This window comes from Nonomuraea sp. C10 (genome assembly GCF_008017515.1).
Classification (GTDB): Bacteria; Actinomycetota; Actinomycetes; order Streptosporangiales; family Streptosporangiaceae; genus Nonomuraea; species Nonomuraea ferruginea.
Map to the genome: position 1 here is coordinate 449614 of NZ_VPFF01000003.1, position 23038 is coordinate 472651.

Sequence of the window (23038 nt, forward strand, 5' to 3'; positions counted from 1 at the left end):
GCTACCAACGGGTACGAAAACGGATCAAGCGTGCGCGGCGCCCGCGAGGACCGCGCCGTACTGGATGGCCACCAGGTCGTGGATCGGGATCGCGCGGGCCGGGCTCTCGCCCTCCGCGCACCAGGCCGCGTGCAGCTCGGCCAGCTCACCGGCCGCCGCCCGGACGGCGGGGGCGACGTTGCCGACGGCCAGCTCGCCCTCCAGCGCCCGCAGCAGGATCCCGCCGAACCGCAGCCGCATGCTGGACAGGCTCTCCCGGCAGGACGACACCTCGGCCACGGTCGCCGGCCGGTCGCTCGACGGGTCGCCGGCCCGCACCGCGTCGGTCTCGGCCATGCCCGCCAGCATCGGGATGAAGGCCCTGCTCGCCCGCAGGAACGGCGAGGACGTCACCAGGTCGCCCTGCGCCGCCGCGAGAATCCGGGCGAGCGCCTCGTGGGTCTCGCGCAGGCCCACGGCCTGCGCCCCGATCAGGTCGCGGTAGGAGCGGCCGGTGGGCGAGGTGTCGGCGGCCGACGGGTCGGTCCAGTACGGGATCTCCGCGGTCAGCCCGAGCGTGCCGTACTTCTTGATGTGCGAGTCGCTGGCCGCGCCGCCGATGAGCGGGACCGGGTCCTGCCCGTTGGCCTCCAGGTAGTCGTACGCGTCCTCCATCGTGGGCGCCTGGTAGATCGCCTGCTCGAACGACCTGACCGCGGGATGCTCCGGCTCACCGGCGTGCAGCGGCACCCCGTACCTGCCGGGCAGTTCCTTGAGCACCTGGTGCAGCTCGGGGACGGGCCGGTTCAGGTAGTAGAAGACGCCGCCGGTCTCGCCGTTGTGCAGGGTGGTGAAGAAGGCGGGCCGGGTGTCGTCGATCAGCCGCATGAGGGCCAGCGTCTCGGGGAGCATCCGGTCGAAGTAGGAGCGCTTGTAGGCGAACGGGAACGTCCACTCCACCTGCTCGTCCGGGGCGGGCCGGTAGAAGTGCCGCGCGTAGTGGGTCCTGGTGAACGGGCCGGCGAACCAGCCCTCGTTGAGCCGGGTGCCGTCGGGGTCGAGGCAGGCGACGAGATGCCAGGTGTAGCCGCTGCCGCGGCGCAGCTCGCCGTCGGCGCAGAGCCGGGCGGCCAGGTGGCTGACGGTCAGCCCGCCGATGGGCTCGTTCGGGTGCGGGCCGGCCGCGACGATCGCGTGTCTCGGCCCGTCGCCGACCGTGAGGCAGAGCAGCGGGTCGCCGAGACGGGAGGTGCCGATCCTGCGCAGGGTCGCCACGCCGGGATGACTGTCGGCGAGTGAGCCGAGGCGGGCGTTCACCTCGTCGACGGTGGCGAAGCGGTCGAAGGCGGGCACGGAGCCGAGTTCGTCGAGCACGGCTCCAGTGTCGCCCGGAGGGTGGACCGGGCGGGCCCGCGGGGGGGCCGCCCGGTCGCCGTCCCTAGTAACGGAGCTTCCTCAGGTAGCGGTAGCCGACCTCGGACGTCTGCCTCGGCGTCACGTCCGGGGTGTCGTTCTCCACGATGTACTCGTTGACGCGGTGCGCGTCGAACACCCGCCGGAAGTCGATCGTGCCCGTCCCCAGGTCGGCCATGTCGCCGTCCAGGTGACGGTCCTTCACGTGGTACTGCAGCACGCGCTGCGGCGCCCGTTTGATGACGTCGATCGCGAACCGCACCGGGTCCCGGGCGCCGCGGCCGACGCCGCCGGTCACCGCCCAGTAGATGTCGATCTCCAGGTGGACCAGGCGCGGGTCGAGTTCGGCGGTGAGCACGTCCCACGGCGTCCGGCCGCCGCCGAGGTCGATGGTGAACTCGTGGGCGTGGTTGTGGTAGCCGTACTTCAGCCCGGCCTCGCGGGCGGCCCGCGCCTCGACGTTCATCCGCTCGGCCCAGGCCTTCCACTGGTCCAGGCTGTCGGAGTTGAGGTACGGCACGACCATGTAGGTCTGGCCGAGGGTCAGCGCGTTCTCGATCTTGGTTTCCAGGGCGGCGTCATCCGGGCTGATGCCGTCGTGGCTGGAGGTGGCCCGGATGCCGAGCCCGTCCAGGAACTCGCGGAGCTGCTTCGCCGTACGCCCGAAGTAGCCGAGCGCGACCTCGATCCGCGGGTAGCCGATCTCGGCGAGGTAGGCGAGGGTGGCGTCGTAGTTCTGCGCGAGGTCGTCGCGTACGGTCCAGAGCTGCATGCTGATCTGGCCCGGGGGGACGCGGTGCTTGTGGTGCGGCCGGTGCGGCGACGCCGCGGCGGCTGGGGAGGCGGCGGCGAGCGCGCCCGCGCCGAGGCCGAGCCCGGCGGCGAGCAGCGACCGCCGGCTGGGGCCGTAGCCGTAGCACATGGGGTTCTCCTAACGGGTGGGCTGGAGGACGACCTGGTCGGTGCCGGTCAGCTCGGGGAGGCCACCGGTGCCCGGGTCGGTGTAGCCCGCGACGAAGACGCCGGTGAGGTCGTCGTTCTCCGGGTCGTGGCCGCCTGGCTCGGTGGTCTGGATGGAGCCGGTGCAGCCGCGGGCCGTGGTCTGCGGGTGGCCGTGGTCGTCGTGGCCGAGGATGTAGTCCACGGTCACGCGTGCGCAGTCGACCGGCTGGTCGTCGGTGACCCGCACCTCGAACTCGACCACGTCGCCGAACGCGAACGGGTCGCCCTCGGCCGGGCGGAGGATCTCGACGACCGGGGTGTCGTTGCCGACCACGATCCGCACCGACGTCGAGGCCGACCTGCCGCTCGGGTCGCTGACCCGGAGCGTGGCGTTGTACAGGCCGTTCTCGGTGAACGTGAACGCGGCCTCGGGGCTGCGGGAGTCCACCCTGCCGTCGGCGTCGAAGTCCCAGGCGTACCTGAGCCTGTCGCCGTCGGCGTCGGTGGTGCCCGCGCCGGTGAACTGGACGGTGAGCGGCGCCTGCCCGGCGGTCGCCGACGCCGAGGCGGCCGGGACGGGGGTGTGGTTGCCGGTGTTGCCGATGTAGTCGATGCGGGCGAGCTGGGCGTCCGGGTTCTCCTGGAAGAAGCCGTCGCCGTACTCCAGCACGTAGAGCGCGCCGTCGGGGCCGAACTCCATGTCCATCGGGTTGTCGAAGACGAACGAGGGGAGCACGTCCTCGATCCGCCCGCCCCGGTGGAACGCCTTGACGTAGTCGCGGGTCCACTCGTAGAACAGCGGGACGCCGTCGTAGTGACGCGGCCAGCCCACGGCGTCGCGGCCGCGCGTGTCACGCTGGTCGAAGTCGTAGGCGGGGCCGGCCATCGGCCCGATGCCGCCGGTGCCCAGCTGGGGGAACTCCGCCGACTGGCCGTAGGAGTACCACACGTCCGGCTGGACGACGGGAGGCAGCTCGCGCCGCCCGGTGTTGTGCGGCGACTCGTTGACGGGCGCGGCGCAGTCGAACGCCGCGCCGGACGTCCCGGTCGCGAAGTCGTAGTCGGTGTACGGGAGCCGCGCGGTCGCGCAGTAGGGCCAGCCGTAGTTGCCGGCCTTGCGGATGACCGTCCACTTCCCGGTGCCGGCCGGGCCGCGCGCGGGATCGGCGTTGCGGGCGTCGGGCGAGTAGTCGGCGACGTAGAGGTCACCGTTGGACCGGTTCAGCTCGATGCGGAACGGGTTGCGCAGGCCCATCGCGTAGATCTCGGGCCGGGTCCCGGGAGTGCCGCGCCGGAAGAGGTTGCCTGACGGGATCGCGTAGGACCCGTCGTCGCGCGGGCTGATGCGCAGGATCTTGCCGCGCAGGTCGTTGGTGTTGCCGGAGCTGCGCTGGGCGTCGAACGCCGGGTTCCGGTCGGCCCGCTCGTCGATCGGGGTGTAGCCGTCGGAGAAGAACGGGTTGGTGTCGTCGCCGGTCGACAGGTAGAGGTCGCCCTTGGCGTCGAAGACGATGTCGCCGCCGACGTGGCAGCAGATGCCGCGGTCCACCGGCACGTCCAGGATGCGCTGCTCGGTGCGCAGGTCGACGGTGGCGCCGGTGAAGCGGAACCGCGACAGCCGGATCAGACCCTCGAACGGCTCGAAGTCCTCGGGGGCGCCGGTGAACGGGGCGTCGCCCTCGTTCACGCCGGGCGTCGAGGGGTCGTCGATCGGGGTGTCGAGCGGCGGCGAGTAGTAGAGGTAGACCCAGTCGTCCTTCTTGGACCCCTTCCCGAAGCCGGGGCTGAGGGCGATGCTCTGCAGGCCCTCCTCGTCATGCTGGTAGACGTCGAGGTCGGCGGCCAGCGTGTTGAGCCCGGTCTTCGGGTCGTGTAACCAGATTTCGCCTTTCCTGGTCGTGTGGAGCACCCTGGAGTCGGGTAACACCGCCAGGTCCATCGGCTCGCCGGGGTTGTCGTTCAGCGTCACCTTCTGAAACCGGTCATCGGGGGGCGGGGCGCTGGTGGTCTCCGCGCCCTGGGCGGCCGCGGCCGGCATGAGGATCGCCGCAGCAGTCATGGCCGCGATCGCGGTTCTCGCTCTCATGCCTCTCCCTTCGGTCAACGTGAGGGATAAGTGAGGGCAGATCAACGTGAATGTAACCCGGGTTACGCCGATAGAGGAGGACCCAATCGGCGGCGGGATGACCGACTTTCGCGTCCGATTGGACAAAGTGCCGCCGCCGCGGGGTGGTGGTCAGGCGGCCTCGACGAGGCCGCCGTACAGGCCGGTGATGCGCAGCAGCCGGGACATGAACGGGCTCGGCCCGGCCAGCTGGATGGTGACGCCCTTGGCCCGGGCCCGGTTGCGGAGCTCGACCAGGACGGACAGCCCGGAGGCGTCGCAGAAGGTGACCCGCGACAGGTCGAGCACGAGCGTGTCCGTGGCGTGGCAGAGCGCGTTCAGCAGTTGCCGGCGCAGCTTCACGCCCGTGTGAAGGTCGATCTCACCGGACACCTGGACGGTGGTACGGATGGTCATGCGGTTCTCCGTTCGGAGATGAAAAACGTCGGGGGCGCGCGACGGGGCCGAAGAGGGGAGGTCGGCTACCCGAAGCCGGTCACCTGAGCTGGGGCTCCAAGGTGAGCGAACGGCTTGCGCGGTGAACCCACCCTACCTCACGGGCCGACGACCGCCCTGTTTCCGAGCGTCCCGCCATACCCATATGTGATCGGCTTGAGAAAGATGGGCGGGTCCGTGCGTACCTCCTGATGGCAGATTCCGGTCTTCGGGAGGTACTTCATGCACCGCAGAGTCGCCCTGCTCTCCGTCGCCGCGCTCGCCTTAGCGGGCGCGCTCGTCCCCGCGCAGGCACAGGCAACCGGTACGGCCGATCACCGGCCCGTCCGGTGGTCCGGCGCGGACTCGTCGTCGGAGCGCAGGACCGTCCTGCAGTACTGGACCACGCAGCGGATGCTGGCCGCGCAGCCGATGGACACCATGGCGGCACCCCGGCGCGCCGCCCGGTCGAGCGGGCCCACCCGGGGTGAGCCCTGGGCGGCCAGGGGCGATGCGGCTCAGACAGGGCAGCGGGCCACGCAGCGGACGCCGTGGCGCACCCAGGGCTCCGGGAACCAGGCCCGCGGCACCCAGACCCAGCAAGCCGTGCCCAACAGCCCCGGCCTCCGGTGGACCGACGGCGGGGCCGTCGTGCGCACCAGCGGGCGGCTGTTCTTCACCACCGCCGAGGGCGCCAACGCCTCCTGCTCGGGAACGGCCGTGACCAGCGCGAACGAGAGCGTGGTGATGACCGCGGGACACTGCGTCAAGCTGAACGGCGCCGCGCACCGCAACGTGGCCTTCGTGCCGGCCTTCGACAACGGCCGCCGCCCCTTCGGCACCTGGGTGGCGACCAGGCTGTTCACCACGCAGCAGTGGAACGCCCGCGAGGACATCAACTTCGACATCGCCGCCGCCGTGGTGGCGCCGCTGCAGGGACGGACGCTGACCGACGTCGTGGGCGGGCAGGGGGTGGCGTTCAACCAGGCGCGGCAGCGGCAGATGTTCGCGTTCGGCTACCCGGCGGCGTCGCCGTTCGACGGCTCGACCCTGATCTACTGCAGCGGGCGGGCGTTCAACGACCCGGTCGCGACCAGGGGCCAGGGGGTGCGCTGCAACATGACGGGCGGGTCGAGCGGCGGCGGCTGGTTCCTCGGGTTCAACGAGTCGACCGGGCTGGGCATGCTCAACTCGGTCAACAGCTTCACGTACGACTTCGCGCCCGGCTTCATGTTCGGCCCCTTCTTCGGGGACGAGGCGATGGAGGTCTACCAGGCCGCGCAGAACACCGGAGCCCTCTGACACCGGCCGCTGGAAAAGGGAGGGGTGCGGCGGCTACGTTGAAGATCGGCGCATCCCGACAAAAGAGGAGTAACTCACATGACGGGTGAAACCCCTCCCCCCGGCTCCCGAATCGACACCACCGTTCCCCATGCCGCGCGGATGTGGAATTACTGGCTCGGCGGCAAGGACCACTACGACGTCGATCGCGTGGCGGGCGACCAGTTCAGCCAAGCATTTCCGGACATTGTGCATATCGCTCGGCTATCTCGTCACTTGCTCGCCCGTATCGTGCGTTATCTGGTCAATGAGGCAGGTGTCCGCCAATTTCTCGACGTGGGGACGGGACTGCCGACGGTCGACAACACCCACGAGGTCGCGCAGCGGGCCGACCCCACCTGCCGCGTGGTCTACGTGGACAACGACCCGCTGGTGCTGACCCACGCCCGCGCGCTCCTGGTCGGCACGCCGGAAGGCGCCACCGACTACGTCGAGGCCGACCTGCGCGACCCCGAGGCGATCCTCGCCGCCGCGGCCAAGACGCTGGACCTCACCCAGCCCGTCGCGCTGATGCTGATGGGCATCGTGGGCTTCGTGACCGACGAGGAGGGCGCGCACGCGATCGTGGCCAGGCTGATGGACGGGCTGCCGCCCGGCAGCTACCTGGCCCTGTGGGACGGCGTCAACCTCGTCACCGGCGAGGCCCTCGACCAGGCCCAGGAGGACTACAACGAGGGCGACGCGGTGCCCTACAACCTCCGCTCCAGGGAGGAGTTCGGCGCGTTCTTCGACGGCCTGGAGCTGGTCGAGCCCGGGGTGGCGTCCATCCCCTTCTGGCGGCCCGACCCTGACCCGCTGGCCGAGCTCAAGGAGGTGGACGCCCTGGTCGGCGTCGCCCGCAAACCGTAGGCCCTACAGCTCCTCCATGATCCGGCGCAGGATGCCCGGCGTGGCCTTGGGCGGGGGCGCGTGCACGCTGAGCTCGTTCAGCAGATGCCGGTACGGGTGCGCCTCCGCGTCCTTCGTGAGGTACTGGGCGCTGGCGAGCTGTTCGAGGTAGACGATGTCGTCCAGCTCGGCCTGGGGGAAGCGCAGCAGGGTGACGGGGCCGACGCCGCCGACCGCGACCTCGACGCTGAACGGCAGCACCTGCAGGGTGACGTGCGCCAGCCCGGCCATCTCGACGAGGTGGCCGAGCTGGGCGCGCATGACGTCGCGGCCACCGACCAGCCGGCGCAGCGCGCCCTCGTCCACGATGGCCCAGAGCCTGCGGCCGGAGGAAGCCAGCAGCTCCCGGCGGCGCATCCGCAGCGCGACCCGCGACTCGACCCGCTCGCGGCTCTCGCCGCCGTGGCCCCTGGCGATCACCGCGCGCGCGTAGTCCTCCGTCTGCAGCAGGCCGGGGACGTACTGGATCTCGTGCGTACGGATCAGCTCCGCGTCCTGCTCCAGCCCGAGATACTCCTCGAACCAGTCGGGCACCACGTCGCGGTAGTCGTGCCACCAGCCGTGCCGGTTGGCCTGCTCGGCCAGGAGCAGCAGCGTCGCGCGCTCGGCCCGCTCGACGACGCCGTACAGGGTGAGCAGGTCCTCCACGTCGCGGATCTTGAACCCGCAGCGCCCGCCCTCCATCCGGCTGATCTTGGAATGCGATCCGCGAATGGCGTAACCGGCACGCTCGCGGGTGATGTTCCGCTCCTCCCGCAGCCTGCGCAGCTGCGAGCCCACCAATATGCGCAACGCGGTCGGCCCGGTCCGCTGGAAATCCCCGCCCACGATTTCGGTCAGACCTCTCATATTGCGATAAGTCGGCATAAGCGCTCCTCTATGCCTCCGTCGCCCCACCCCTTCACCGACAATCCTGCCACGCCAAATACCGTAATCACTCTGAATTGCGGCAGCTCGTCAACGCACCGTCACAACACTGGTACGAAAATGGGTGTATCAGAACCCGGGAACGGACAGGTCAGGTGACCCATGCGCCCGGGAACGGGGGCGGGCGAAGCTTCAGATGTCCGGAAGAGCCGGTGACCACCACCGGCCCCGACATCCAGAAGGGAACATCACCATGAAGCAGCTGCTCGCCATCGCCGGATTCGTCGTCACGATGGCCGCCGCCCCTCTCGCCGCCTCCGCGGCCGCCGACCACCTGCCGATCCACCGGGGCAAGTTCCTCTTCCACAGCGACTGCATCACCGCCGGCCAGCAGGGCATCGACCGCGGCCACTGGTCGCGGTACCAGTGCGCGGAGGGCTGGCTGTGGAACCTGTGGACCGACCGGTGACCCGGCGGGCGGGCCCGGGATGGCGGCCCTCCGGTCATCCCGAGCCCAGCCCCGCGTCCCTCGCCCGGGCGATCGCCGCCGCCCTGTCGTGGACCTGGAGCTTGGCGAAGATCGAGCCCACGTGGTTGCGCACGGTCTTGTCCGTGACGAACAGCCGCTGGGCGATCTGCCCGTAGCCGAGCCCGCGGGCCAGCAGGTCGAGGACCTCGCGCTCGCGTCCGGTCAGGGTCGGGAACGCCTCCCTGGCCGGCGCGGCGGAGTGGGCGGCGAACAACCCGGCCAGCCGTCCGGCCATGTGCGGGCTGAACACCGCGCCACCCAGCCCGACCGTACGCAGGGCGAGCAGGATCTCCTCGCGTACAGCGCCCTTGAGCAGGTACCCGCGGGCGCCGGCGCGCATGGCGGCGAGCAGGCTGTCGTCGTCCTCCGACATCGTCATCACCAGCACCCTGACCTCCGGCCGCGCCCTGAGCAGCTGGCGGGTGGTCTCGATGCCGGACTGTCCCGGCAGGCCCAGGTCCATCACCACGAGATCCGGGCCCGTCCGCTCGGCCTCCACCAGCGCCTGCTCCCCGGTGGCGGCCTGCGCCACCACCACGAACTCACCGTCCAGACCCAGCGCCGCCGCCAGCCCCTCCCTGAACAGCGGATGATCGTCAACCACCAACACCCGCCACGGCCCCGCACCAGCCATCGACCCACCCTCACTCATCCAACCCTCCCCCGAACCAAAAACCCCGGCACACCGACGGAAACCAGAAAGCCCAGCGACCCCGCCGCCGGGGGCGGTCCGGAGGAGCCGGGGGGTGACGGTCACGATCCCGCCGCCGGCGGCGGGGCGAAGGCTCAGGAGCGGGACAATCACCCTCCGGACGCCGGGGGCGGTCCGGAGGGCCGAGAGGGCAGCGCTCACAATCCCACCGCCGAAGTCAGGGAGGTGCGGGGGGTGACGGTCACGATCCCGCCGCCGGAGGCGAGGCCTAGGTCCGGGATCGGAACAATCACGATCCGGACACCGAGGGCGGTCCGGAGGACCGGGAGTGCAACGGCCACAATCCCGCCACCGAGGACGGTCCGAAAGACCGAGAGAGCGGCGCCCACGATCCCACCGCTGAGGTCAGTTCGGAGGAGCCGGAAGGTGACGCCGAGGGCGGGGCGAAGGTCCGGAAGGGTGACGGTCACAATCCGGACGCCGAGGGCGGTCCGGAGCACCGGGAGGGCTGCGCTCACGACCCCACCGCCGAGGTCAGTCCGGAGGTGCAGGGGGTGACGGTCACGACCCCACCGCCGGAGGCGGGGTGGTCCGGGGGGCGACCACGATCCCACTGCTGGGGGCGGGGGGATGACCACGGTCCGGACGTCCGGGGTGGTCTGGAAGGGCCGGTGGGGGTGGGGTGGGGAGGGTGGCGGTGATGGTGGTGCCGGTGGGGGTGGGGTGGAGGTCGGCGTGGCCGCCGACCTCCTCGGCGCGTTCGGTGACCGAGAGGAGGCCGGTGCCAGGGATCGTGTCCGCGCCGAAGCCGGTCCCGTCGTCGGTGACGGTGACGGTGAGGGCGCCGGGGGCGGTGGTGAAGGCCACCTCGACGTGGCGGGCGCGGGCGTGCCGCACCGCGTTGGTCACGGCCTCGGCGGCGATGCGGTACGCGGCCGTCTCCACCGCCGGGGCCATCGCGGGAAGCGGCCCGGCCGTGACCGTGACCCGTACAGAGTCCGTGGTGAGGCGGTGCGCCAGGATGCGGGTGGCGTCCAGCAGGCCGCGCTCGACCAGCGTGGCGGGAGCCAGCCCCGCCGTGATGCGACGGATCTCGGCCAGCGCCTCGACGAGCACTTCCGCCGCCGTGCCCAGATGGGCCCGCGCGGCGGGAGACGCCTGCCCGCACGCCTGCGCGACGCCGAGCCGGAGCTGCACCGCGGCGAGCTGAGGGCCGAGACCGTCGTGGATCTCGCGCCGCAGGCGGCGGCGTTCCTCCTCACGCGCCAGCACGAGCCGCTCACGGGCCGCCTGCGCCTCCTCGCCGAACCGCAGCGCGGCCAGCGCCGGCCCGGCCTGGTCGGCGAGCAGCGCCAGCAGCTCGCTGTCGCGCTCGGCCGGGGTGCTCGCCCCGTCGCGGGCCACCTCCAGCCTGCCCACCACCTCCCCGTGGTGACGCAGCGGGAAGACCTGCGCCGGGCCGTCGACCGGGGCCCCGGCGGCGGCCAGCAGGCGGGCGCCGGCGCGGGTCTCCAGCGCGATCCGCGCGCCCGACAACCCCAGATCCTCGACGACGCCGCGGCAGATCTGCTCGGGCACGTCGCCGGGGTGCGGGGCCTGCTGCAACCGGACGGCCAGCGCCCGCACCGCCTCGTGCGGCCGGGCGCGCGGCCCGTAGAAGGCGCGTTCGACGGCCAGGACGGCGTGCCGGACGAGCGGCCGGGCGGCCCATCCCGTCACCAGCGCGCAGCCCGCGACCACGGCCGTGACGGTGGTGCGCCCGGTGGGCAGGGCCGCCCAGGCCGCCATGGCGGCGCAGGTGACGGCGATGACCAGCACCGCCAGGACGAACGCGCGGGCCATGCGGTGGCTGGTCACCCGCTCCAGGCGCCACAGCCCGCCGTGCGAGGCGGCCAGCCCGATCATCGCGACCCACAGCACCACCCCGGCCGACCGGGCCACCATCGTCCAGCTCTCACCCCACAGGTCGGAGAGCAGGAGGCAGGCGTAGAGCGGGCAGGCCGCGGCGATCACCCACCGGGCCGCGCTCCCCCGCCCGGCCTTCGACGCCGCGCGGGCCAGCTCGGCGGTCACCGCCGCCGTCACGACCGGCGCCAGCCAGTCGAGCGCGACCTGGCTGTCGTGCAGCAGGCCGGCGGCCCACGTGGCGGGCGCGGTGCCGGCCCACGGGCTGGCGAACCGGGCCGAGCCGGGGGTGCCCAGCCCCCAGACGACCGCGTACTGGATGCTCGCGGCGGCGGCGGTCACGATCACGGCAGTCCTCGGCCACCGCACGGCCGGGCGGGGCAGCAGGCACAGCGGGAAGAGCAGCACCGTCAGCGGCTGGCAGGCGGTGCCGGCCGCGGCGAGCAGGATCGCGGCGGCGGCGACGGGCGGCCCCGGCCGCTCCACGGCGGCGAGCACGTCGGACATCGCGGGCGGAACGATCCACACGACTCCGGCGGCCAGCACGAGCGCGCCCCTGCGGCGGGCGTAGCGGTCGGCCAGGAGCAGCACCCCGACGACGCACACCGGCAGGCCCACCACCAGCCGGGTCACCTCGGCCGTCATCAGCGCCGCGCCGGAGGAGAGCCGCCCCCATTCCGGCAGCGTCACCGCGGCCCTGGTCACCAGCACCGCCAGCAGCAGCGCGGCGGCCATCCCGGCGAGGTGGGGGCCGCGCGCCTGCCACCGGACGGCGGGCGCTAGCCCACCCAAAGGTCCCAGGTGCCCAGCGCGTAGAAGGACCTGATGCACTGGGGCTTGGTCCACTGCCGCTTGCGCACGCCCTCCTGCCCCGCTTTGAGGCAGCCCGCCTCGGAGTGGTAGGAGGCGATGTAGCGCTTGCCGAGAAGGTCGGCCGCGGCGGGCGTCACCGGGGTGACGGCGACGCAGAGGGCCGTCAGGAGAACGGCGAGCGAGCGAGGGGACCTACGCATGCGAACTCCCGAGGTCACTGAAAGAGATGGATCGCACACTTAGTGTAACGGTCGCCTCACCCGCGCGGCCAGCGCGACAGCGGCTCGGACGCGCGCTCGACGGCGGCGAACGGACTGACGTCCAGCCAGGCGGGCAGCGCCCGGCAGGACGCGCTGTCGCCGGTCAGCCGGAGCGCCTCGGCCCGCAGCGCCGCCGCCCACGTCGTCTCCCCCAGCCAGACCCGGGTGAGCACCGGCACCTCGGTCTCCAGCCAGACGCCGATGGGGAAGCCGGGGTCGCTGTCGCACACGTCGACGCCGCGCGACCGGGACAGCACGAGCCACCAGCGCCGGCGCGGCTCATCGAGTCCGCCGAGCTGGGGGGCACGGTGCCGATGTGGCGCTGGATCGGGGACGGGGCGACGACGTTCAGCTACTGACACGCCGTCGATCACGCGCCCGGGTGGCGACCCCGGGCGCGTTGGGTTTTCAGGAACGGGGCATTGACGAAAAATTCTTACATGTTATTCATGGATCAAGTCAGAGACCTTCAGCAGCGAGCGCACCCGTAGAGAGGAACTCGCATGGCTCGAAGCAAGTCCCCCGACCCGCCCGCCGACTTACTCGGCCCCGTCACAGGCGAAGTCTCCTGGTTCTGCTGCGGCACCGCGTGGGGGCCGTGCAGCAGCACCGGCAAGGGAGCGTGCGGCACCTGCAACTCCGGCAGCCTCCAGCACGCCTGGCCCAACACCTCCGACGCCTGCTGGTCGATCACCCGGCCCGACCGGTGCGGCGTCGGGCTGTCGCGCCGGACCTGCGGCTTCCGCCACCGCACCACGGCGTTGTGCGGCGGCGCCAGCGTCGTCACCACGATCGCCGACTGCGGGCCGCAGACCGACCTGTTCTGCGGCGAGCGCAGCTGCTGCGGCGCCACCTGCGCCGACAACCGGCTGATCGACCTCACCCCGGCGGCCTTCAGCCGCATCGCCAGCCTCTCCGCCGGCCTGCGGCCGTGCGAGATCGCGACCGGCTGAGGAGGCGGCGATGACCAGCAGAAGAGACCTGCTCAAGTCCGCCGTGCTCGGCGGCGGCGCCACCGTCGTGGCCGCGACCGCGCTCGGCTCGCTCGGGCCGGAGGCGGCCTTCGCGGAGACCGCGTACGACGCCGAACCCGGCGCCCCCGACCCCGATTTCGCCGAGGGCAGGATCCGTACGATCAAGGACGACACGCTGCTCGTCCTGGGCTCGAACATGGTGTTCCACACCATCCGGATCGTGAACGGGACCAGCCTGTGGAAGCTCGGCCCGGTCCCGTTCGAGGCGGCGAAGCCGGGTGACGGCCTCTACGCCCGCGGGGTGCGGATGCCCGACGGGATGCTCGCCGCCGAGTCGGTCTGGCTCAACATCGTGAACATCAAGGGCCACATCAAGAACATCACCGACGGCAAGCTCCACCTGGACCACCACGGCAAAGAAGTGCTGTGCCACGTCGTGCCCGGCAAGTCCGTCGCGATCCAGGCGCAGGCGCCGCCGACCGCCGACCTGTCGATGCTCAAGGTGAGCCAGCACGTGCAGATCCTCGGCGCCTGGCGGCCCGACACGAACGAGGTCGACATCGCCACCGTCTTCTCCCCCCACTAAGGAGGCACCGCATGCACGGGATCGCCGCGTCGCAGCCGTACGTCCTGGCCTTCTTCCTCGGCTGGGCGGGCCTGGTGAAGCTGTTCAGCCGCCGGACGCGGGCCCAGGCCGGGCAGACCGCACTGGCCCGGCTCGTCGGCGCGGCGCGCGCGGTCCCGGCGCTCGTCGCCGTGGGGCTGGTGGAGGTGGCGGTGGCCGCGGCGCTGGTGCTGCCGCCGTACTCCGCCGCCGAGGGCGCGGCCGCCGCCGTGCTCGCCGCCGGGTTCCTGGCGTATCTCGGCTACGCCCACGTCGCCGCGCCCACCTCGTCGTGCGGCTGCCTCGGCGCCCACTCCCGCCCTGCCGACCGGCGCGGATTCGGCAGGGCGGGGCTCCTTCTCGCCGCGGGCCTCCTGTCGATGACAGCGGGGCCGCACCCGCCGGTCGCGGCGCTCGTGGTGGTGGAGGTCGTGATCCTGCTGGCGCTCTCGGCGGAGCTGGACCGCTACTGGCTCACGCCGTCGCGGCGCTTCCTCGTACGGATGCGCGGGCCGCTCTCCGTGCCGCCGCCGGGCGACGTGCCGCTGGAGACCTCGCTGCGGCTGCTCTACCTCAGCCCCGCGTACTGCTCGGCGTCCTCGCGGCTCTCCTCGGACATCCGGGAGACGTGGGACGAGGACGGGACCCGGTTCGTGGTCTACAGCGCGGGCGCCCGGACGGCGGTGTTCGCGGTGCCGCTCACCGGGGACGACCCGTCGGCCGTCCGCGTCGCGCTGGTCGAGGAGCCCGCACCCGCCTGACGCTCATGGGAGTTTAAGAATGGCCGCCTAGATTCGTGGCCGTGCTCAAGCAAGAGGTTGTGGAGGGGCCGGTGCGGGCCCGGCCGCGGCGGGCTCGGACGGCGCGGCTGACCGTCGTGGTGGCGGTGGTGTTCGCGGCCGGGACGGCGATGCGGCTGGGCGGTCTGGAGACCGGGTTCCTCCTGGTGCCGCTGGTGTCGTTCACTCCGTACTTCGGGGTGGCGGCGCTCGTGGCGCTGGCGTGCGCGCTGTGGGCCAGGAGCCGGGCGGCCGTGGCGGTCCTGCTGGCGGTCTGCGTCTGCCTGGCCTGGCTGGTGGTGCCGCGCGCCGTCGCGGGAGAGGCGCCCGCCGGGGGACGGCCGCTGCGGCTGCTGACCGCGAACCTCAACGGCGGCCGGGGTGACGCCCAGGTGATCGTCGACCTCGTACGGAAGCTCGACGTGGACGTGTTCAGCGTGCAGGAGCTGACCTGGGCCGCGCGGGAGCGCCTGACGGCGGCGGGGCTGAAGAAGCTGCTGCCGTACGAGGTCACCCAGCCGATGCCGCGCGGGCCGGAAGGCAGCGGCATCTACGCGCGTCACCCGCTGCGCGAGCGTTCGGGGCTGTTCCGGCGGGTGGGGCACCACATGCCGGTGGCGCAGGTGGCACTGCCCGGCGGCCCGGCCGTGGAAGTAGTGGTCGTGCACCCGGTGGCGCCGGTGCCGTGGACCGTGGACGAGTGGGAGGCGGGGCTCTCGAACCTGCCGCCCGCCCAGGCCGGGGGTCCGCCGCGCGTCCTGGCCGGCGACTTCAACGCGACGCTGGACCATGTCGTGTTCCGGCGGCTGCTCGGCACCGGTTACACCGACGCCGCGGCGGCCACCGGGAACGGGCTGGCGCCGACCTGGCCGAATCGGGTGCTGCCGCCGCTGGTGGCCATCTCGCACGTGCTGACCGACGGCCGCGGCGCGGCGGTGGCGACGCGGGTCCACGACGTGCCGGGCTCCGACCACCGCGCGCTCTTCGCCGACCTGCGCGTACGGTGACTGCGACGGAGAGTGCGGACGCCCTGGAGGGGTTCGCACTCTCCGCGTATCGCTAGGCCGCGACGATGAACGCGTTACGTGCTCTCAGTCGGCGTTCAGCGACATCCTGGGGCGTTGCGCTCAATGTCGCAGATGTCCCAGGGGGGCGGTCCATCGGGGTATCGGTCGCCGCCGCCGGTCCCGCCGTCGGGGCTTCCGCTACCGCCGTCGGGGGTCCCGCCGCCACCACCGCCGCCACCGCCACCGGGGGTGCCGCCACCCCCGGGGGTGCCGCCGCCGCCTCCTCCGCCGCCCTGCCCCTCGCACACATAGAAGTCGCAGTTCGGCGGCATGGCCGCGGCGGGACCGGCGCTGATCAGGGTCGCGGCGCCCACCGAGAAGAACATGGCCATGACCATGACGGCCTTGCGCTTTCTGTTCATTCGGTCATCTCCTTTCGTGAGTAAGACACACGAAAGGATCTCCGGCCGGCCTTGGAAGCAGATTGTGGATCAATGAGAGCCGCTGCCGGACGCGACAGGGCCTAGCCGTCGATGTCGAGCGCCGTCCCGTACAACCGGTCCACCTTCAAGCGGATGACCATCCGGCGCTCGGCGACCAACTGCTCCAGAAACGCGTCCCCGTCCTCGGGCTTCGCGTCCTCCGGGATCATCGCGAGCAGTTCCCGCCCCACCGCGTCGCCGGGAACCGTCGTGATCTCGGAGACCTCGGCCTCGCCGTCGGCGGCGGCGAACGACCACACGTCGCCGCCCTGCACGTGCAGTGCCGCACGCGGGTTGTGCCGCAGATGCCGGACCTTGATCCGGTCGGCCGTCGTCGAGAACCGCACGATGCGGGCCTCGGGGTCCCAGCTGTACAGCATGGTCGTCAGATGGGGGTGGCCACTGCGCTTGACGGTGGCGAGCGTGCCGAACCGCTGCTTGCCGAGCAGGTCGGAGAGGGCTTCGTCAGAGAGGGGCCGAGGCGCCGGTCCTTGGGTCATGACCTGATCAACGTCCGCGGCATGCCGGGAATTTCCCTCTTGTCCGTACTGTGTGGCACACAGTATCGTGTGAGACGTGATAGAGGATGACGTACTGGCCACGCACCGCCAGGAGATCCGGCGGGGCACCATCGTGCTGGCCTGCCTGCTGATCCTGCGCCGCCCCGGCTACGGCTACGCGCTGCTGGAGACGCTGGAGAGCTGCGGGTTCGCGGTCGACGCCAACACGCTCTACCCGCTGCTGCGCCGGCTGGAGAAGCAGGGACTGCTGACCGCCGAGTGGAACACCGACGAGTCGCGCCCGCGCAAGTACTACGTGACCAGCCCCGACGGGGCCGAGCTGGCCGACATCCTGTCCCGCGACTGGGACGAGCTGCACACCGCCTTCACCAAGCTCAGGGACGACGAATGACCACGCTCACCGACCGCTACGTCGCCGAGGCGCTGCGCGGCATCCCCGAAGGGCAGCGCCGCGACATCGAGCTGGAGCTGCGCTCCTCGATCGCGGACGCCGTCGAGGTGCGGCTCCGGACGGGCGAGGACGAGTCGCGGGCCGAGGTGGAGGCGCTCACCGCGCTCGGCGACCCGGCCCGGCTGGCCGCCGAGTACGCGGGCCGGCCGCTCCACCTGATCGGGCCCGCGCTCTACCTGAGCTACACGCGCCTGCTGAAGACGCTGCTGACGACCGCCGTCCCGCTGGTGTTCCTGGGGGCGAGCGTGGTGGGGTTCGCGCAGGGCGGGCCCGCCGGGCGGGCGCTGTGGGAGGCGACCGGGATCGCGCTGACGGTGGCGATGCACATCGCGTTCTGGGTGACGCTGGTGTTCGCGGCCGTCCAGCGGGCGCCGTCGATGCGCGACAGACGGCCGGCCCGGTGGGATCCGGCCACGCTGCCCGAGCTGCCCGCGCGGCGGATCGACCGCACGTCGCTGATCGGCGGCACCTCGGTCGCGACGGTGCTGATCTGCCTGCTGGTGCTGGTCCAGCTCTACGGGCCGGTCCCGGTGATCTCGCCGGGGCTGTGGGAGTCCGGCTGGCTGTACCTGGCGGTGGTCTTCGCCGCCGTACGGATCGGCTTCGACCTGGTCGGCTACTACGTGGGCTGGGGCGTCCCCCAGGCGGTGGCGCACGCGGTGATGGGACTGGCGTTCGTCGTGCTCGGCGTGTGGGTGACGGCGGGCGGGGCGCTGCTGAACGACGCGTTCCTGGAGGCCATGGGCTGGCCCGAGGGCGTGGTGACGTGGGTGGTCGTGATCGTCGTGGTCCTCATGGCGGTCAACGACTCGATCAACGGGTTCGTCCGGGCACGGAGGAGGAAGGCATGAAGGCGATCGTGCAGCGGGTGTACGGCCCGCCCGGGATCTTAGAAGTCGGAGAGGTGGACCAGCCGGTGCCCGGTGACGGCGAGGTGCTGGTACGGGTGCGCGCCTCGTCGGTCAACTTCGGCGACCTGGTCACCACCAGGGGCGTGCCGTACGCGGCCCGGCTGGTGCTGGGCCCGCGCCGGCCCCGGCATCGGGTGCCCGGCCACGACCTGGCCGGCGTGGTGGAGGCGGTGGGGCCCGGCGTGACGCGGTTCGGGCCGGGTGACGCGGTGTACGGCGAGGTCGTGGCCGGGGCCTACGCCGAGTACGCGCGGGTGCCGGAGAAGTTCCTGGCGGCCATGCCCGGCGGGCTGAGCTTCGAGGAGGCGGCCGCGGTCCCCGTCGCGGGCAACACCGCGCTGAAGGGCCTGCGCGACGCGGGCAGGCTGCGGGCCGGGCAGTCGGTCCTGGTCAACGGCGCCTCCGGGGGCGTCGGCACGTTCTCGGTGCAGGTCGCCAAGGCGCTGGGCGCCGAGGTCACCGGGGTGTGCCGGACGAGGAACGTCGAGCTGGTCCGGTCGCTCGGTGCGGACGAGGTGATCGACTACACCCGGGCCGACTTCGCTCAGGCGGGGCGGCGCTTCGACGTGATCCTCGACCTGGTCGGCAACCGGCCGCTGCGGGAGCTGACGCGCCTGCTGAACCCGGGCGGCGTGCTCGTGCTCTCCTCCGGAGGCGGCGGCACGTGGCTCGGCCCCATGGGCCGCATCCTCCGGGCCGTCGTGATGTCGCCGTTCGGCGACCGTACGCTCCGGTCGTCCGTCGCCGGCCGGAGCGCCGGCAACCTGGCCACGCTGAAGGACCTCATCGAGTCCGGCGCCGTCCGCCCGCACGTCGAGTGCGCGTACCCGCTGGGCGAGGTCCCCGACGCCCTGCGTCACTTCGAGGAACGGCACGCCCGGTCGAAGATCGCCATCACCGTGTGACGCGGGCGGCCGGGAAGCCAGGGTAGCCCGGGCTTCCCGGCCGTCTCGTCATGCCAGGGTCTCGGTGAGGGGGACGGACGGGTCGGCCAGCTTGGCGCGGTCGGCCGGGGCCGCGGCGCGGATCAGGGTCTTGATGTCGTCGGTGACGTCCCAGACGTTGACGTTCATGCCGGCCACGACCCTGCCCTCCGCCAGCCAGAACGCGATGTACTCGCGGGAGTCCAGGTCACCGCGGATCACCACGTCGTCGGCCTCGCCGGGGCGGACGTAGCCGGTGTACTCCATGCCCAGGTCGTACTGGTCGGTGTAGAAGTAGGGCAGCCGGTCGTAGGACGCCTCCTTGTCCAGCATCGCGGCGGCGGCGATGGCCGGCTGGTTGAGCGCGTTGGCCCAGTGTTCGACCCGGATGTGGGTGCCGAGCAGCGGATGGTAGGCGCGGGCCACGTCGCCGGCGGCGAAGACGTCGGGGTCGGAGGTGCGCAGCGAGGCGTCGACCACCACGCCGTCGTCGACCTTGAGCCCGGCCGCGACGGCGAGCCGGGTGTCGGGCTCGACGCCGATGCCGGCGATGACGGCGTCGGCCTCGACGCGGGTGCCGTCGGCCAGCCGGACGCCTCCCGCGATCTCCTCCACCTTGACGCCGAGCCGCAGGTCGACGCCGTGGTCGCGGTGGAGGTCGGCGAAGGCGGCGCCGAGCCGCGGGCCGAGGACGCGCAGCAGCGGCGCGCCGTCGGACTCCAGCAGGGTCACCTCCACGCCGGCGGCGCGGGCGGCGGCGGCCACCTCCAGGCCGATCCAGCCGGCACCGATGATCACCACCCGGGAGGCGCGGGCCAGCACGTCGCGGATGCGCTCGCTGTCGTCGACCGACCGCAGGTAGAGGGCGTCGCCCGGGAGGCGGCGCGGGGTGGCGCCGGTGGCCAGCAGGAGTTTGGCGTAGTCGAGCCGCGCGCCGTCGGACAGGGTGACCTGGTGGGCGGCGCGGTCGACGGCGGTGACCGAGGTGCCGGTCAGCACCTCCACCTGCTGTTCGGCGTACCAGGCCGCGTCGTGGACGAAGATCTTGTCGCGCTCGGACTTGCCCTGGAGGTAGGACTTCGACAGCGGGGGACGTTCGTACGGCAGGTGCGGCTCCGCCCCCGCCAGGACCAGGCGGCCGTCGTAGCCCTGCTCGCGCAGCGCCTCCGCGGCCTTGGCGGCGGCCAGGCCGCCGCCGGCGATCACGTAGGTCATCGGTCAGGCTCCTCTCAGTTCGACGCAGCAAGCGCCCGGCCGCGGGGCCAGCACGGCCTCGGCGGTGGACGCGTCCAGCCCTTCGAGGAACCCGGCCAGGAACGCGTGGTTGATCGCGCACACCAGATCGGGGTCCTTGGCGGCCAGCGGGTGGAAGGGGCAGTTGAGCAGCCGCAGCAGGGTCGGGCTCGCTCGTACGGGCTCGAACCCGTGACGTTCGAGCACCTGCCCGGCGCACGTCAGCGCGCGCTCGGCGCCCAGCCTGCCCGGCTTGGCCCGGTCGCGCTCGGCCGCGCCCAGCTCGCGCCCGCGTGCGGCGGCGGCGCGGAGCGCGGCCTCGCGGCCCGTCTCCTCCGGACCCTGGACGCGCAGGCCCTCCAGGAGGATGCCGGCCAGCAGCTCGTGCTCGCGCGGCGGGATGCTGACCCGCACGTCGAGGCCGGTGGGCTGGTAGACCTTGGGCGCCCGGCCGACCGGGCGCGGCTCCCCCGGACGTCCGTATCCGGCGGACAGCAGCCCGACCGCGACCAGCTTGTCGAGGTGGAAGGCGGCGAGCTTGCGCGAGATGCCGACGCTCTCGGCGGCCTCGTCTCGGGTGACGGGCCGGTCGGCGCGCCTGATGAAGTCGTACATGCGCCGCCGCAGGTCGTCGCTGAGCACCGCGACGGCCGCACGGGCCTGCTCCGACATCGTCACGCCGTCAGGTTAACACCCATGACTGCTGGCGAAACAGGTCACTATTGACCAAATATGGGGATATGACTAACACTTGTTGGTGAAAATAGGAGGTGGTCCCTTGATGGACCTGGCCGAGGCCGAGCACGCGGCCGAGCGGTTCCTGGCGGCGCTGGGCGTCGACACCGACGAGGAGAGCCTGCGCGAGACCCCGCGCCGGATGGCGCACGCGTACGCCGAGATGCTGAGCCCGCGCCCGTTCGAACTGACCACCTTCCCCAACGACGAGGGCTACGACGAGCTCGTCCTGGTACGGTCCATCCCCCTGCGGTCGATCTGCGAGCACCACCTGCTGCCGTTCACCGGGCTCGCGCACGTCGGCTACCTGCCGGGCAAGCGCATCGTGGGGCTGTCGAAGCTGGCCAGGGTCGTGGAGCACTTCGCCTGCCGCCCGCAGGTGCAGGAACGGCTGACCCGCCAGGTGGCCGGATGGCTGCACGACCAGCTCGACCCCGAGGGGGTCGGCGTCGTCATCGAGGCCGACCACACGTGCATGACGCTGCGCGGCGTGCAGGCTCCCGGATCGCGCACCCTCACCTCCACGCTGCTCGGTACGCTGCGTGACGACGCCCGCGCCCGGGCCGAGTTCTTCGCTCTCACGGGACTGCCGAAATGATCGAGATCTGGATCAACCCCGACTGCTCGAAGTGCCGCGCCGCCCTGTCGATCCTGGACGCCGAGCAGGCCGGCTACACCGTCCGCCGCTACCTGGACGACCCGCCGACCGAGCAGGAGCTCCGCGACGTGCTGGCCAGGCTCGGGCTGGAGCCGTGGGACATCACCCGCCACGGCGAGCCGGTCGCCGCCGAGCTGGGCCTGGAGACCTGGCCGCGCACCCCGGAGAGCCGCGACCGCTGGATCGGCGCGCTGGCGGGTCACCCGATCCTGATCCAGCGCCCGATCATCACCGCCGCCGACGGCGCCGCCGTGGTCGCCCGCACCGAGGAGGCGGTCCGGTCAGCCCTCTGACGGGCCGGTGACGCGCCGCTCCCCCTTGGTGGTGATCACGTACACCTGCCAGTTGTAGTAGACGTAGTAGTTCAGGGGATCCCGCTTGATCTGGCGGGCGTGCGACTGGATGGCGTTCACGTACCGCTGGGAGGGGTTGTAGGCGTGCAGCGCACGCCCGTAGTCGCGGGGCGCGCCGGTGGCGCGCAGGTAGTTGGCGGCGGCCATGACCGCGTCGCGGTGGTCCTGGACGTCGCCGCCCATCCCGTACGCCTTCCAGGTGGCGGGCATGAACTGCATCGGCCCCTGCGCGCCGACGTGGCTGGCCGACCTGACCCGGCCGAACTTCGTCTCGGCGAACATGACCGCCGCCAGCACCTCCCACTCCACGCCGAAGCGGCGCTCGGCCTGCTTGAAGTAGCGGAGCAGCTCGGCGGCGGGGCGGGCGTCGCGGGTCCTGATGACCGACGTGCTCTTGACGGGGTGGGCCAGGGCCAGCAGCTCGCGGATGGCCCGGGTGTCGTCCCTGGCTCCGGCGGCCAGCCGCTCGGGCAGGCGGGCGAACGCCTTCTCGGCGATCTCCGGGTTGCGCGCGGCGAACCGGTGGATGCGCTGGTGGTGGAGGGCGAGGAGCTCGACGTCCTCGGGCGGCTCCCGCTTCTTGTCCCAGCCGTCGATGGCCTCGGCGAGGGCCTCGGTGGTCTTCTCCAGCGCCGCGGCCAGCTTCGCCGGATCCTTCGGGATGCGTTCGTCCGGATCGGGCAGGTCGCGCTCCGGCGACGGGGTGTGCGTCGGGGTGTGCTCCGGGGTGGCGGAGACGGTGGTGGGCGCGGGGACCGACGGCGGGGCGGCGCTCTCCTGGGCGGCGCAGCCCGCGGCGGCCGTGAGCACCGCCGCCGCCGTCACGACGCGGAAGCTTCGCATGGGCGGCCAATCTACCCGGTGTGTGAAGGTCCGTTCCGGTGGTACGCCAAGGGTGACGGCCACTTACAGCAGGGAGCACATCATGACCGAGCTGCTCAACCGTGACGAGATCGACACCGCGCTGGCCGCGCTGGAAGGCTGGCACAGCGAGGGGAACGCCCTGGTCAAGGACGTCCCGATCACGCCCGACAGCTTCGGCTGGCTGAGCGAGGCGGTGCTGAACGAGGCGGACGAGATGAACCACCACCCGGACATCGACCGCACCGACAGCGGCGTCCGCTTCCGCCTCTGGACGCACAGCGCGGGCGGCGTCACGCCCAAGGACGTGGAGCTGGCGGCCCGCATCGACCAGGTGCTGAGCGGCGCCACGCGCGACAAGGGCTGAGGTCCTGTCCCGATTTCGGTAGCTTACGTAGTTCTGAACCACCGGAATCGC

Annotated in this window: 28 protein-coding genes; 13 read left to right on the forward strand and 15 right to left on the reverse strand. The window is 72.2% G+C overall.

Translation table 11 applies throughout. The features are described 5' to 3' along the window. Nucleotides 1-24: 24 nt before the first annotated feature. From FR742_RS33615 to FR742_RS33630, 4 genes are all read right to left on the reverse strand, one after another. A complete protein-coding gene (locus FR742_RS33615; RefSeq protein ID WP_148035332.1) occupies nt 25-1353 on the reverse strand; it encodes a M14 family zinc carboxypeptidase in 1329 nt (442 codons plus the stop codon). 64 nt (nt 1354-1417) lie between these two features. After that, on the reverse strand, nt 1418-2314 hold the full coding sequence (locus tag FR742_RS33620; protein ID WP_148035333.1) for a sugar phosphate isomerase/epimerase: 897 nt from the start codon (nt 2312-2314) through the stop codon (nt 1418-1420). A 9-nt stretch (nt 2315-2323) separates the two neighbouring features. After that, nucleotides 2324-4420, reverse strand: coding sequence for a PQQ-dependent sugar dehydrogenase (locus FR742_RS33625; RefSeq protein ID WP_148035334.1), 2097 nt, complete (start codon nt 4418-4420; stop codon nt 2324-2326). Between the two features lie 150 nt (nt 4421-4570). Further along, nucleotides 4571-4855 carry an STAS domain-containing protein gene (locus FR742_RS33630; RefSeq protein WP_148035335.1) on the reverse strand — a complete coding sequence of 95 codons (285 nt, stop codon included), beginning with the start codon at nt 4853-4855 and terminating at the stop codon, nt 4571-4573. 261 nt (nt 4856-5116) lie between these two features. On the opposite strand from FR742_RS33630, the gene FR742_RS33635 reads away from it, so the two are divergent. Next, on the forward strand, nt 5117-6175 hold the full coding sequence (locus FR742_RS33635; RefSeq protein ID WP_148035336.1) for a serine protease: 1059 nt from the start codon (nt 5117-5119) through the stop codon (nt 6173-6175). 78 nt (nt 6176-6253) lie between these two features. Beyond that, nucleotides 6254-7063, forward strand: a complete 810-nt coding sequence (locus FR742_RS33640; protein ID WP_148035337.1) for an SAM-dependent methyltransferase — start codon at nt 6254-6256, stop codon at nt 7061-7063. 3 nt (nt 7064-7066) lie between these two features. Here FR742_RS33640 and FR742_RS33645 read toward each other — a convergent pair whose 3' ends face one another. Further along, nucleotides 7067-7930 (reverse strand): helix-turn-helix transcriptional regulator, encoded by an 864-nt coding sequence (locus FR742_RS33645; RefSeq protein WP_261808940.1) that lies wholly within the window; start codon nt 7928-7930, stop codon nt 7067-7069. Between the two features lie 292 nt (nt 7931-8222). On the opposite strand from FR742_RS33645, the gene FR742_RS33650 reads away from it, so the two are divergent. Next, the gene (locus tag FR742_RS33650) at nt 8223-8438 is read left to right on the forward strand and encodes a hypothetical protein (RefSeq protein WP_148035339.1); all 216 of its coding nucleotides are present in this window, start codon (nt 8223-8225) and stop codon (nt 8436-8438) included. Between the two features lie 34 nt (nt 8439-8472). Here the strand turns inward: FR742_RS33650 and FR742_RS33655 are convergent, their stop codons facing one another. The 5 genes from FR742_RS33655 to FR742_RS44840 all read right to left on the reverse strand — a co-directional run bounded on the left by FR742_RS33655 (nt 8473) and on the right by FR742_RS44840 (nt 12385). Continuing rightward, on the reverse strand, nt 8473-9102 hold the full coding sequence (locus FR742_RS33655) for a response regulator transcription factor (RefSeq protein WP_315970654.1): 630 nt from the start codon (nt 9100-9102) through the stop codon (nt 8473-8475). A 245-nt stretch (nt 9103-9347) separates the two neighbouring features. Then, nucleotides 9348-9668: a hypothetical protein gene (locus tag FR742_RS33660; protein ID WP_148035341.1), complete on the reverse strand. Its 321-nt coding sequence runs from the start codon at nt 9666-9668 to the stop codon at nt 9348-9350. A gap of 43 nt (nt 9669-9711) precedes the next feature. Continuing rightward, nucleotides 9712-11847, reverse strand: a complete 2136-nt coding sequence (locus FR742_RS33665; RefSeq protein ID WP_148035342.1) for a histidine kinase — start codon at nt 11845-11847, stop codon at nt 9712-9714. Further along, on the reverse strand, nt 11835-12068 hold the full coding sequence (locus tag FR742_RS33670; protein ID WP_148035343.1) for a hypothetical protein: 234 nt from the start codon (nt 12066-12068) through the stop codon (nt 11835-11837). Before FR742_RS33670 ends, FR742_RS33665 begins: the two co-directional genes overlap by 13 nt. 56 nt (nt 12069-12124) lie before the next feature. Beyond that, nucleotides 12125-12385 carry a hypothetical protein gene (locus tag FR742_RS44840; RefSeq protein WP_187281492.1) on the reverse strand — a complete coding sequence of 87 codons (261 nt, stop codon included), beginning with the start codon at nt 12383-12385 and terminating at the stop codon, nt 12125-12127. A gap of 246 nt (nt 12386-12631) precedes the next feature. On the opposite strand from FR742_RS44840, the gene FR742_RS33680 reads away from it, so the two are divergent. Genes FR742_RS33680 through FR742_RS33695 form a run of 4 tightly spaced genes read left to right on the forward strand, consistent with a single transcriptional unit; the run spans nt 12632 to nt 15492 of the window. Continuing rightward, nucleotides 12632-13081, forward strand: a complete 450-nt coding sequence (locus FR742_RS33680) for a hypothetical protein (RefSeq protein ID WP_148035344.1) — start codon at nt 12632-12634, stop codon at nt 13079-13081. A 10-nt stretch (nt 13082-13091) separates the two neighbouring features. Continuing rightward, entirely contained in the window at nt 13092-13688 is a 597-nt protein-coding gene (locus tag FR742_RS33685; protein ID WP_148035345.1) for a cell wall protein, read from the forward strand. An 11-nt stretch (nt 13689-13699) separates the two neighbouring features. Further along, nucleotides 13700-14467: a MauE/DoxX family redox-associated membrane protein gene (locus tag FR742_RS33690; RefSeq protein ID WP_148035346.1), complete on the forward strand. Its 768-nt coding sequence runs from the start codon at nt 13700-13702 to the stop codon at nt 14465-14467. Nucleotides 14468-14508: 41 nt separating this feature from the next. Further along, entirely contained in the window at nt 14509-15492 is a 984-nt protein-coding gene (locus FR742_RS33695) for an endonuclease/exonuclease/phosphatase family protein (protein ID WP_261808941.1), read from the forward strand. Nucleotides 15493-15587: 95 nt separating this feature from the next. On the opposite strand, the gene FR742_RS44845 is transcribed toward FR742_RS33695, so the two are convergent. Further along, complete coding sequence (locus tag FR742_RS44845; RefSeq protein ID WP_187281493.1) at nt 15588-15914, reverse strand: hypothetical protein; 327 nt, start codon at nt 15912-15914, stop codon at nt 15588-15590. Nucleotides 15915-16015: 101 nt separating this feature from the next. Next, the gene (locus FR742_RS33705) at nt 16016-16474 is read right to left on the reverse strand and encodes a pyridoxamine 5'-phosphate oxidase family protein (RefSeq protein WP_148035347.1); all 459 of its coding nucleotides are present in this window, start codon (nt 16472-16474) and stop codon (nt 16016-16018) included. A 76-nt stretch (nt 16475-16550) separates the two neighbouring features. Between FR742_RS33705 and FR742_RS33710 the strand changes: the two genes are divergently transcribed. From FR742_RS33710 to FR742_RS33720, 3 genes are read left to right on the forward strand one after another with little or no spacing between them, the layout of a single operon-like run. Next, nucleotides 16551-16886 carry a PadR family transcriptional regulator gene (locus tag FR742_RS33710; protein ID WP_148035348.1) on the forward strand — a complete coding sequence of 112 codons (336 nt, stop codon included), beginning with the start codon at nt 16551-16553 and terminating at the stop codon, nt 16884-16886. Further along, a complete protein-coding gene (locus FR742_RS33715) occupies nt 16883-17797 on the forward strand; it encodes an HAAS signaling domain-containing protein (RefSeq protein WP_148035349.1) in 915 nt (304 codons plus the stop codon). The genes FR742_RS33710 and FR742_RS33715 overlap by 4 nt, the downstream gene beginning before the upstream one ends. After that, nucleotides 17794-18762, forward strand: coding sequence for an NAD(P)-dependent alcohol dehydrogenase (locus tag FR742_RS33720; protein WP_148035350.1), 969 nt, complete (start codon nt 17794-17796; stop codon nt 18760-18762). The genes FR742_RS33715 and FR742_RS33720 overlap by 4 nt, the downstream gene beginning before the upstream one ends. A gap of 48 nt (nt 18763-18810) precedes the next feature. Here the strand turns inward: FR742_RS33720 and FR742_RS33725 are convergent, their stop codons facing one another. Further along, the gene (locus FR742_RS33725) at nt 18811-19995 is read right to left on the reverse strand and encodes an NAD(P)/FAD-dependent oxidoreductase (protein WP_148035351.1); all 1185 of its coding nucleotides are present in this window, start codon (nt 19993-19995) and stop codon (nt 18811-18813) included. A gap of 3 nt (nt 19996-19998) precedes the next feature. Beyond that, entirely contained in the window at nt 19999-20685 is a 687-nt protein-coding gene (locus FR742_RS33730; RefSeq protein WP_148037124.1) for a metalloregulator ArsR/SmtB family transcription factor, read from the reverse strand. Between the two features lie 109 nt (nt 20686-20794). On the opposite strand from FR742_RS33730, the gene folE reads away from it, so the two are divergent. After that, nucleotides 20795-21346: a GTP cyclohydrolase I FolE gene (gene folE, locus FR742_RS33735; RefSeq protein ID WP_148035352.1), complete on the forward strand. Its 552-nt coding sequence runs from the start codon at nt 20795-20797 to the stop codon at nt 21344-21346. Then, nucleotides 21343-21699 (forward strand): ArsC/Spx/MgsR family protein, encoded by a 357-nt coding sequence (locus FR742_RS33740; protein WP_222709225.1) that lies wholly within the window; start codon nt 21343-21345, stop codon nt 21697-21699. Before folE ends, FR742_RS33740 begins: the two co-directional genes overlap by 4 nt. Here the strand turns inward: FR742_RS33740 and FR742_RS33745 are convergent. Next, nucleotides 21688-22602 (reverse strand): transglycosylase SLT domain-containing protein, encoded by a 915-nt coding sequence (locus FR742_RS33745; protein ID WP_148035353.1) that lies wholly within the window; start codon nt 22600-22602, stop codon nt 21688-21690. The two genes, FR742_RS33740 and FR742_RS33745, sit on opposite strands and share 12 nt — an antisense overlap. 82 nt (nt 22603-22684) lie before the next feature. On the opposite strand from FR742_RS33745, the gene FR742_RS33750 reads away from it, so the two are divergent. After that, nucleotides 22685-22987 (forward strand): 4a-hydroxytetrahydrobiopterin dehydratase, encoded by a 303-nt coding sequence (locus FR742_RS33750; protein ID WP_148035354.1) that lies wholly within the window; start codon nt 22685-22687, stop codon nt 22985-22987. Nucleotides 22988-23038: the final 51 nt, after the last annotated feature.

Bases quoted from the DNA above. Each gene is read 5' to 3' on its own strand.
- FR742_RS33635 (WP_148035336.1), top strand. From the start codon at position 5,117: ATGCACCGCAGAGTCGCCCTGCTCTCCGTCGCCGCGCTCGCCTTAGCG.
- FR742_RS44845 (WP_187281493.1), bottom strand. From the start codon at position 15,914: ATGAACAGAAAGCGCAAGGCCGTCATGGTCATGGCCATGTTCTTCTCG.
- FR742_RS33630 (WP_148035335.1), bottom strand. From the start codon at position 4,855: ATGACCATCCGTACCACCGTCCAGGTGTCCGGTGAGATCGACCTTCAC.
- FR742_RS33690 (WP_148035346.1), top strand. From the start codon at position 13,700: ATGCACGGGATCGCCGCGTCGCAGCCGTACGTCCTGGCCTTCTTCCTC.
- FR742_RS33640 (WP_148035337.1), top strand. From the start codon at position 6,254: ATGACGGGTGAAACCCCTCCCCCCGGCTCCCGAATCGACACCACCGTT.
- FR742_RS33730 (WP_148037124.1), bottom strand. From the start codon at position 20,685: ATGTCGGAGCAGGCCCGTGCGGCCGTCGCGGTGCTCAGCGACGACCTG.
- FR742_RS33750 (WP_148035354.1), top strand. From the start codon at position 22,685: ATGACCGAGCTGCTCAACCGTGACGAGATCGACACCGCGCTGGCCGCG.
- FR742_RS33625 (WP_148035334.1), bottom strand. From the start codon at position 4,420: ATGAGAGCGAGAACCGCGATCGCGGCCATGACTGCTGCGGCGATCCTC.
- FR742_RS33715 (WP_148035349.1), top strand. From the start codon at position 16,883: ATGACCACGCTCACCGACCGCTACGTCGCCGAGGCGCTGCGCGGCATC.
- FR742_RS33680 (WP_148035344.1), top strand. From the start codon at position 12,632: ATGGCTCGAAGCAAGTCCCCCGACCCGCCCGCCGACTTACTCGGCCCC.
- FR742_RS33720 (WP_148035350.1), top strand. From the start codon at position 17,794: ATGAAGGCGATCGTGCAGCGGGTGTACGGCCCGCCCGGGATCTTAGAA.
- FR742_RS33745 (WP_148035353.1), bottom strand. From the start codon at position 22,602: ATGCGAAGCTTCCGCGTCGTGACGGCGGCGGCGGTGCTCACGGCCGCC.
- FR742_RS33650 (WP_148035339.1), top strand. From the start codon at position 8,223: ATGAAGCAGCTGCTCGCCATCGCCGGATTCGTCGTCACGATGGCCGCC.
- FR742_RS33670 (WP_148035343.1), bottom strand. From the start codon at position 12,068: ATGCGTAGGTCCCCTCGCTCGCTCGCCGTTCTCCTGACGGCCCTCTGC.
- folE (WP_148035352.1), top strand. From the start codon at position 20,795: ATGGACCTGGCCGAGGCCGAGCACGCGGCCGAGCGGTTCCTGGCGGCG.
- FR742_RS33705 (WP_148035347.1), bottom strand. From the start codon at position 16,474: ATGACCCAAGGACCGGCGCCTCGGCCCCTCTCTGACGAAGCCCTCTCC.
- FR742_RS33725 (WP_148035351.1), bottom strand. From the start codon at position 19,995: ATGACCTACGTGATCGCCGGCGGCGGCCTGGCCGCCGCCAAGGCCGCG.
- FR742_RS33620 (WP_148035333.1), bottom strand. From the start codon at position 2,314: ATGTGCTACGGCTACGGCCCCAGCCGGCGGTCGCTGCTCGCCGCCGGG.
- FR742_RS33740 (WP_222709225.1), top strand. From the start codon at position 21,343: ATGATCGAGATCTGGATCAACCCCGACTGCTCGAAGTGCCGCGCCGCC.
- FR742_RS33685 (WP_148035345.1), top strand. From the start codon at position 13,092: ATGACCAGCAGAAGAGACCTGCTCAAGTCCGCCGTGCTCGGCGGCGGC.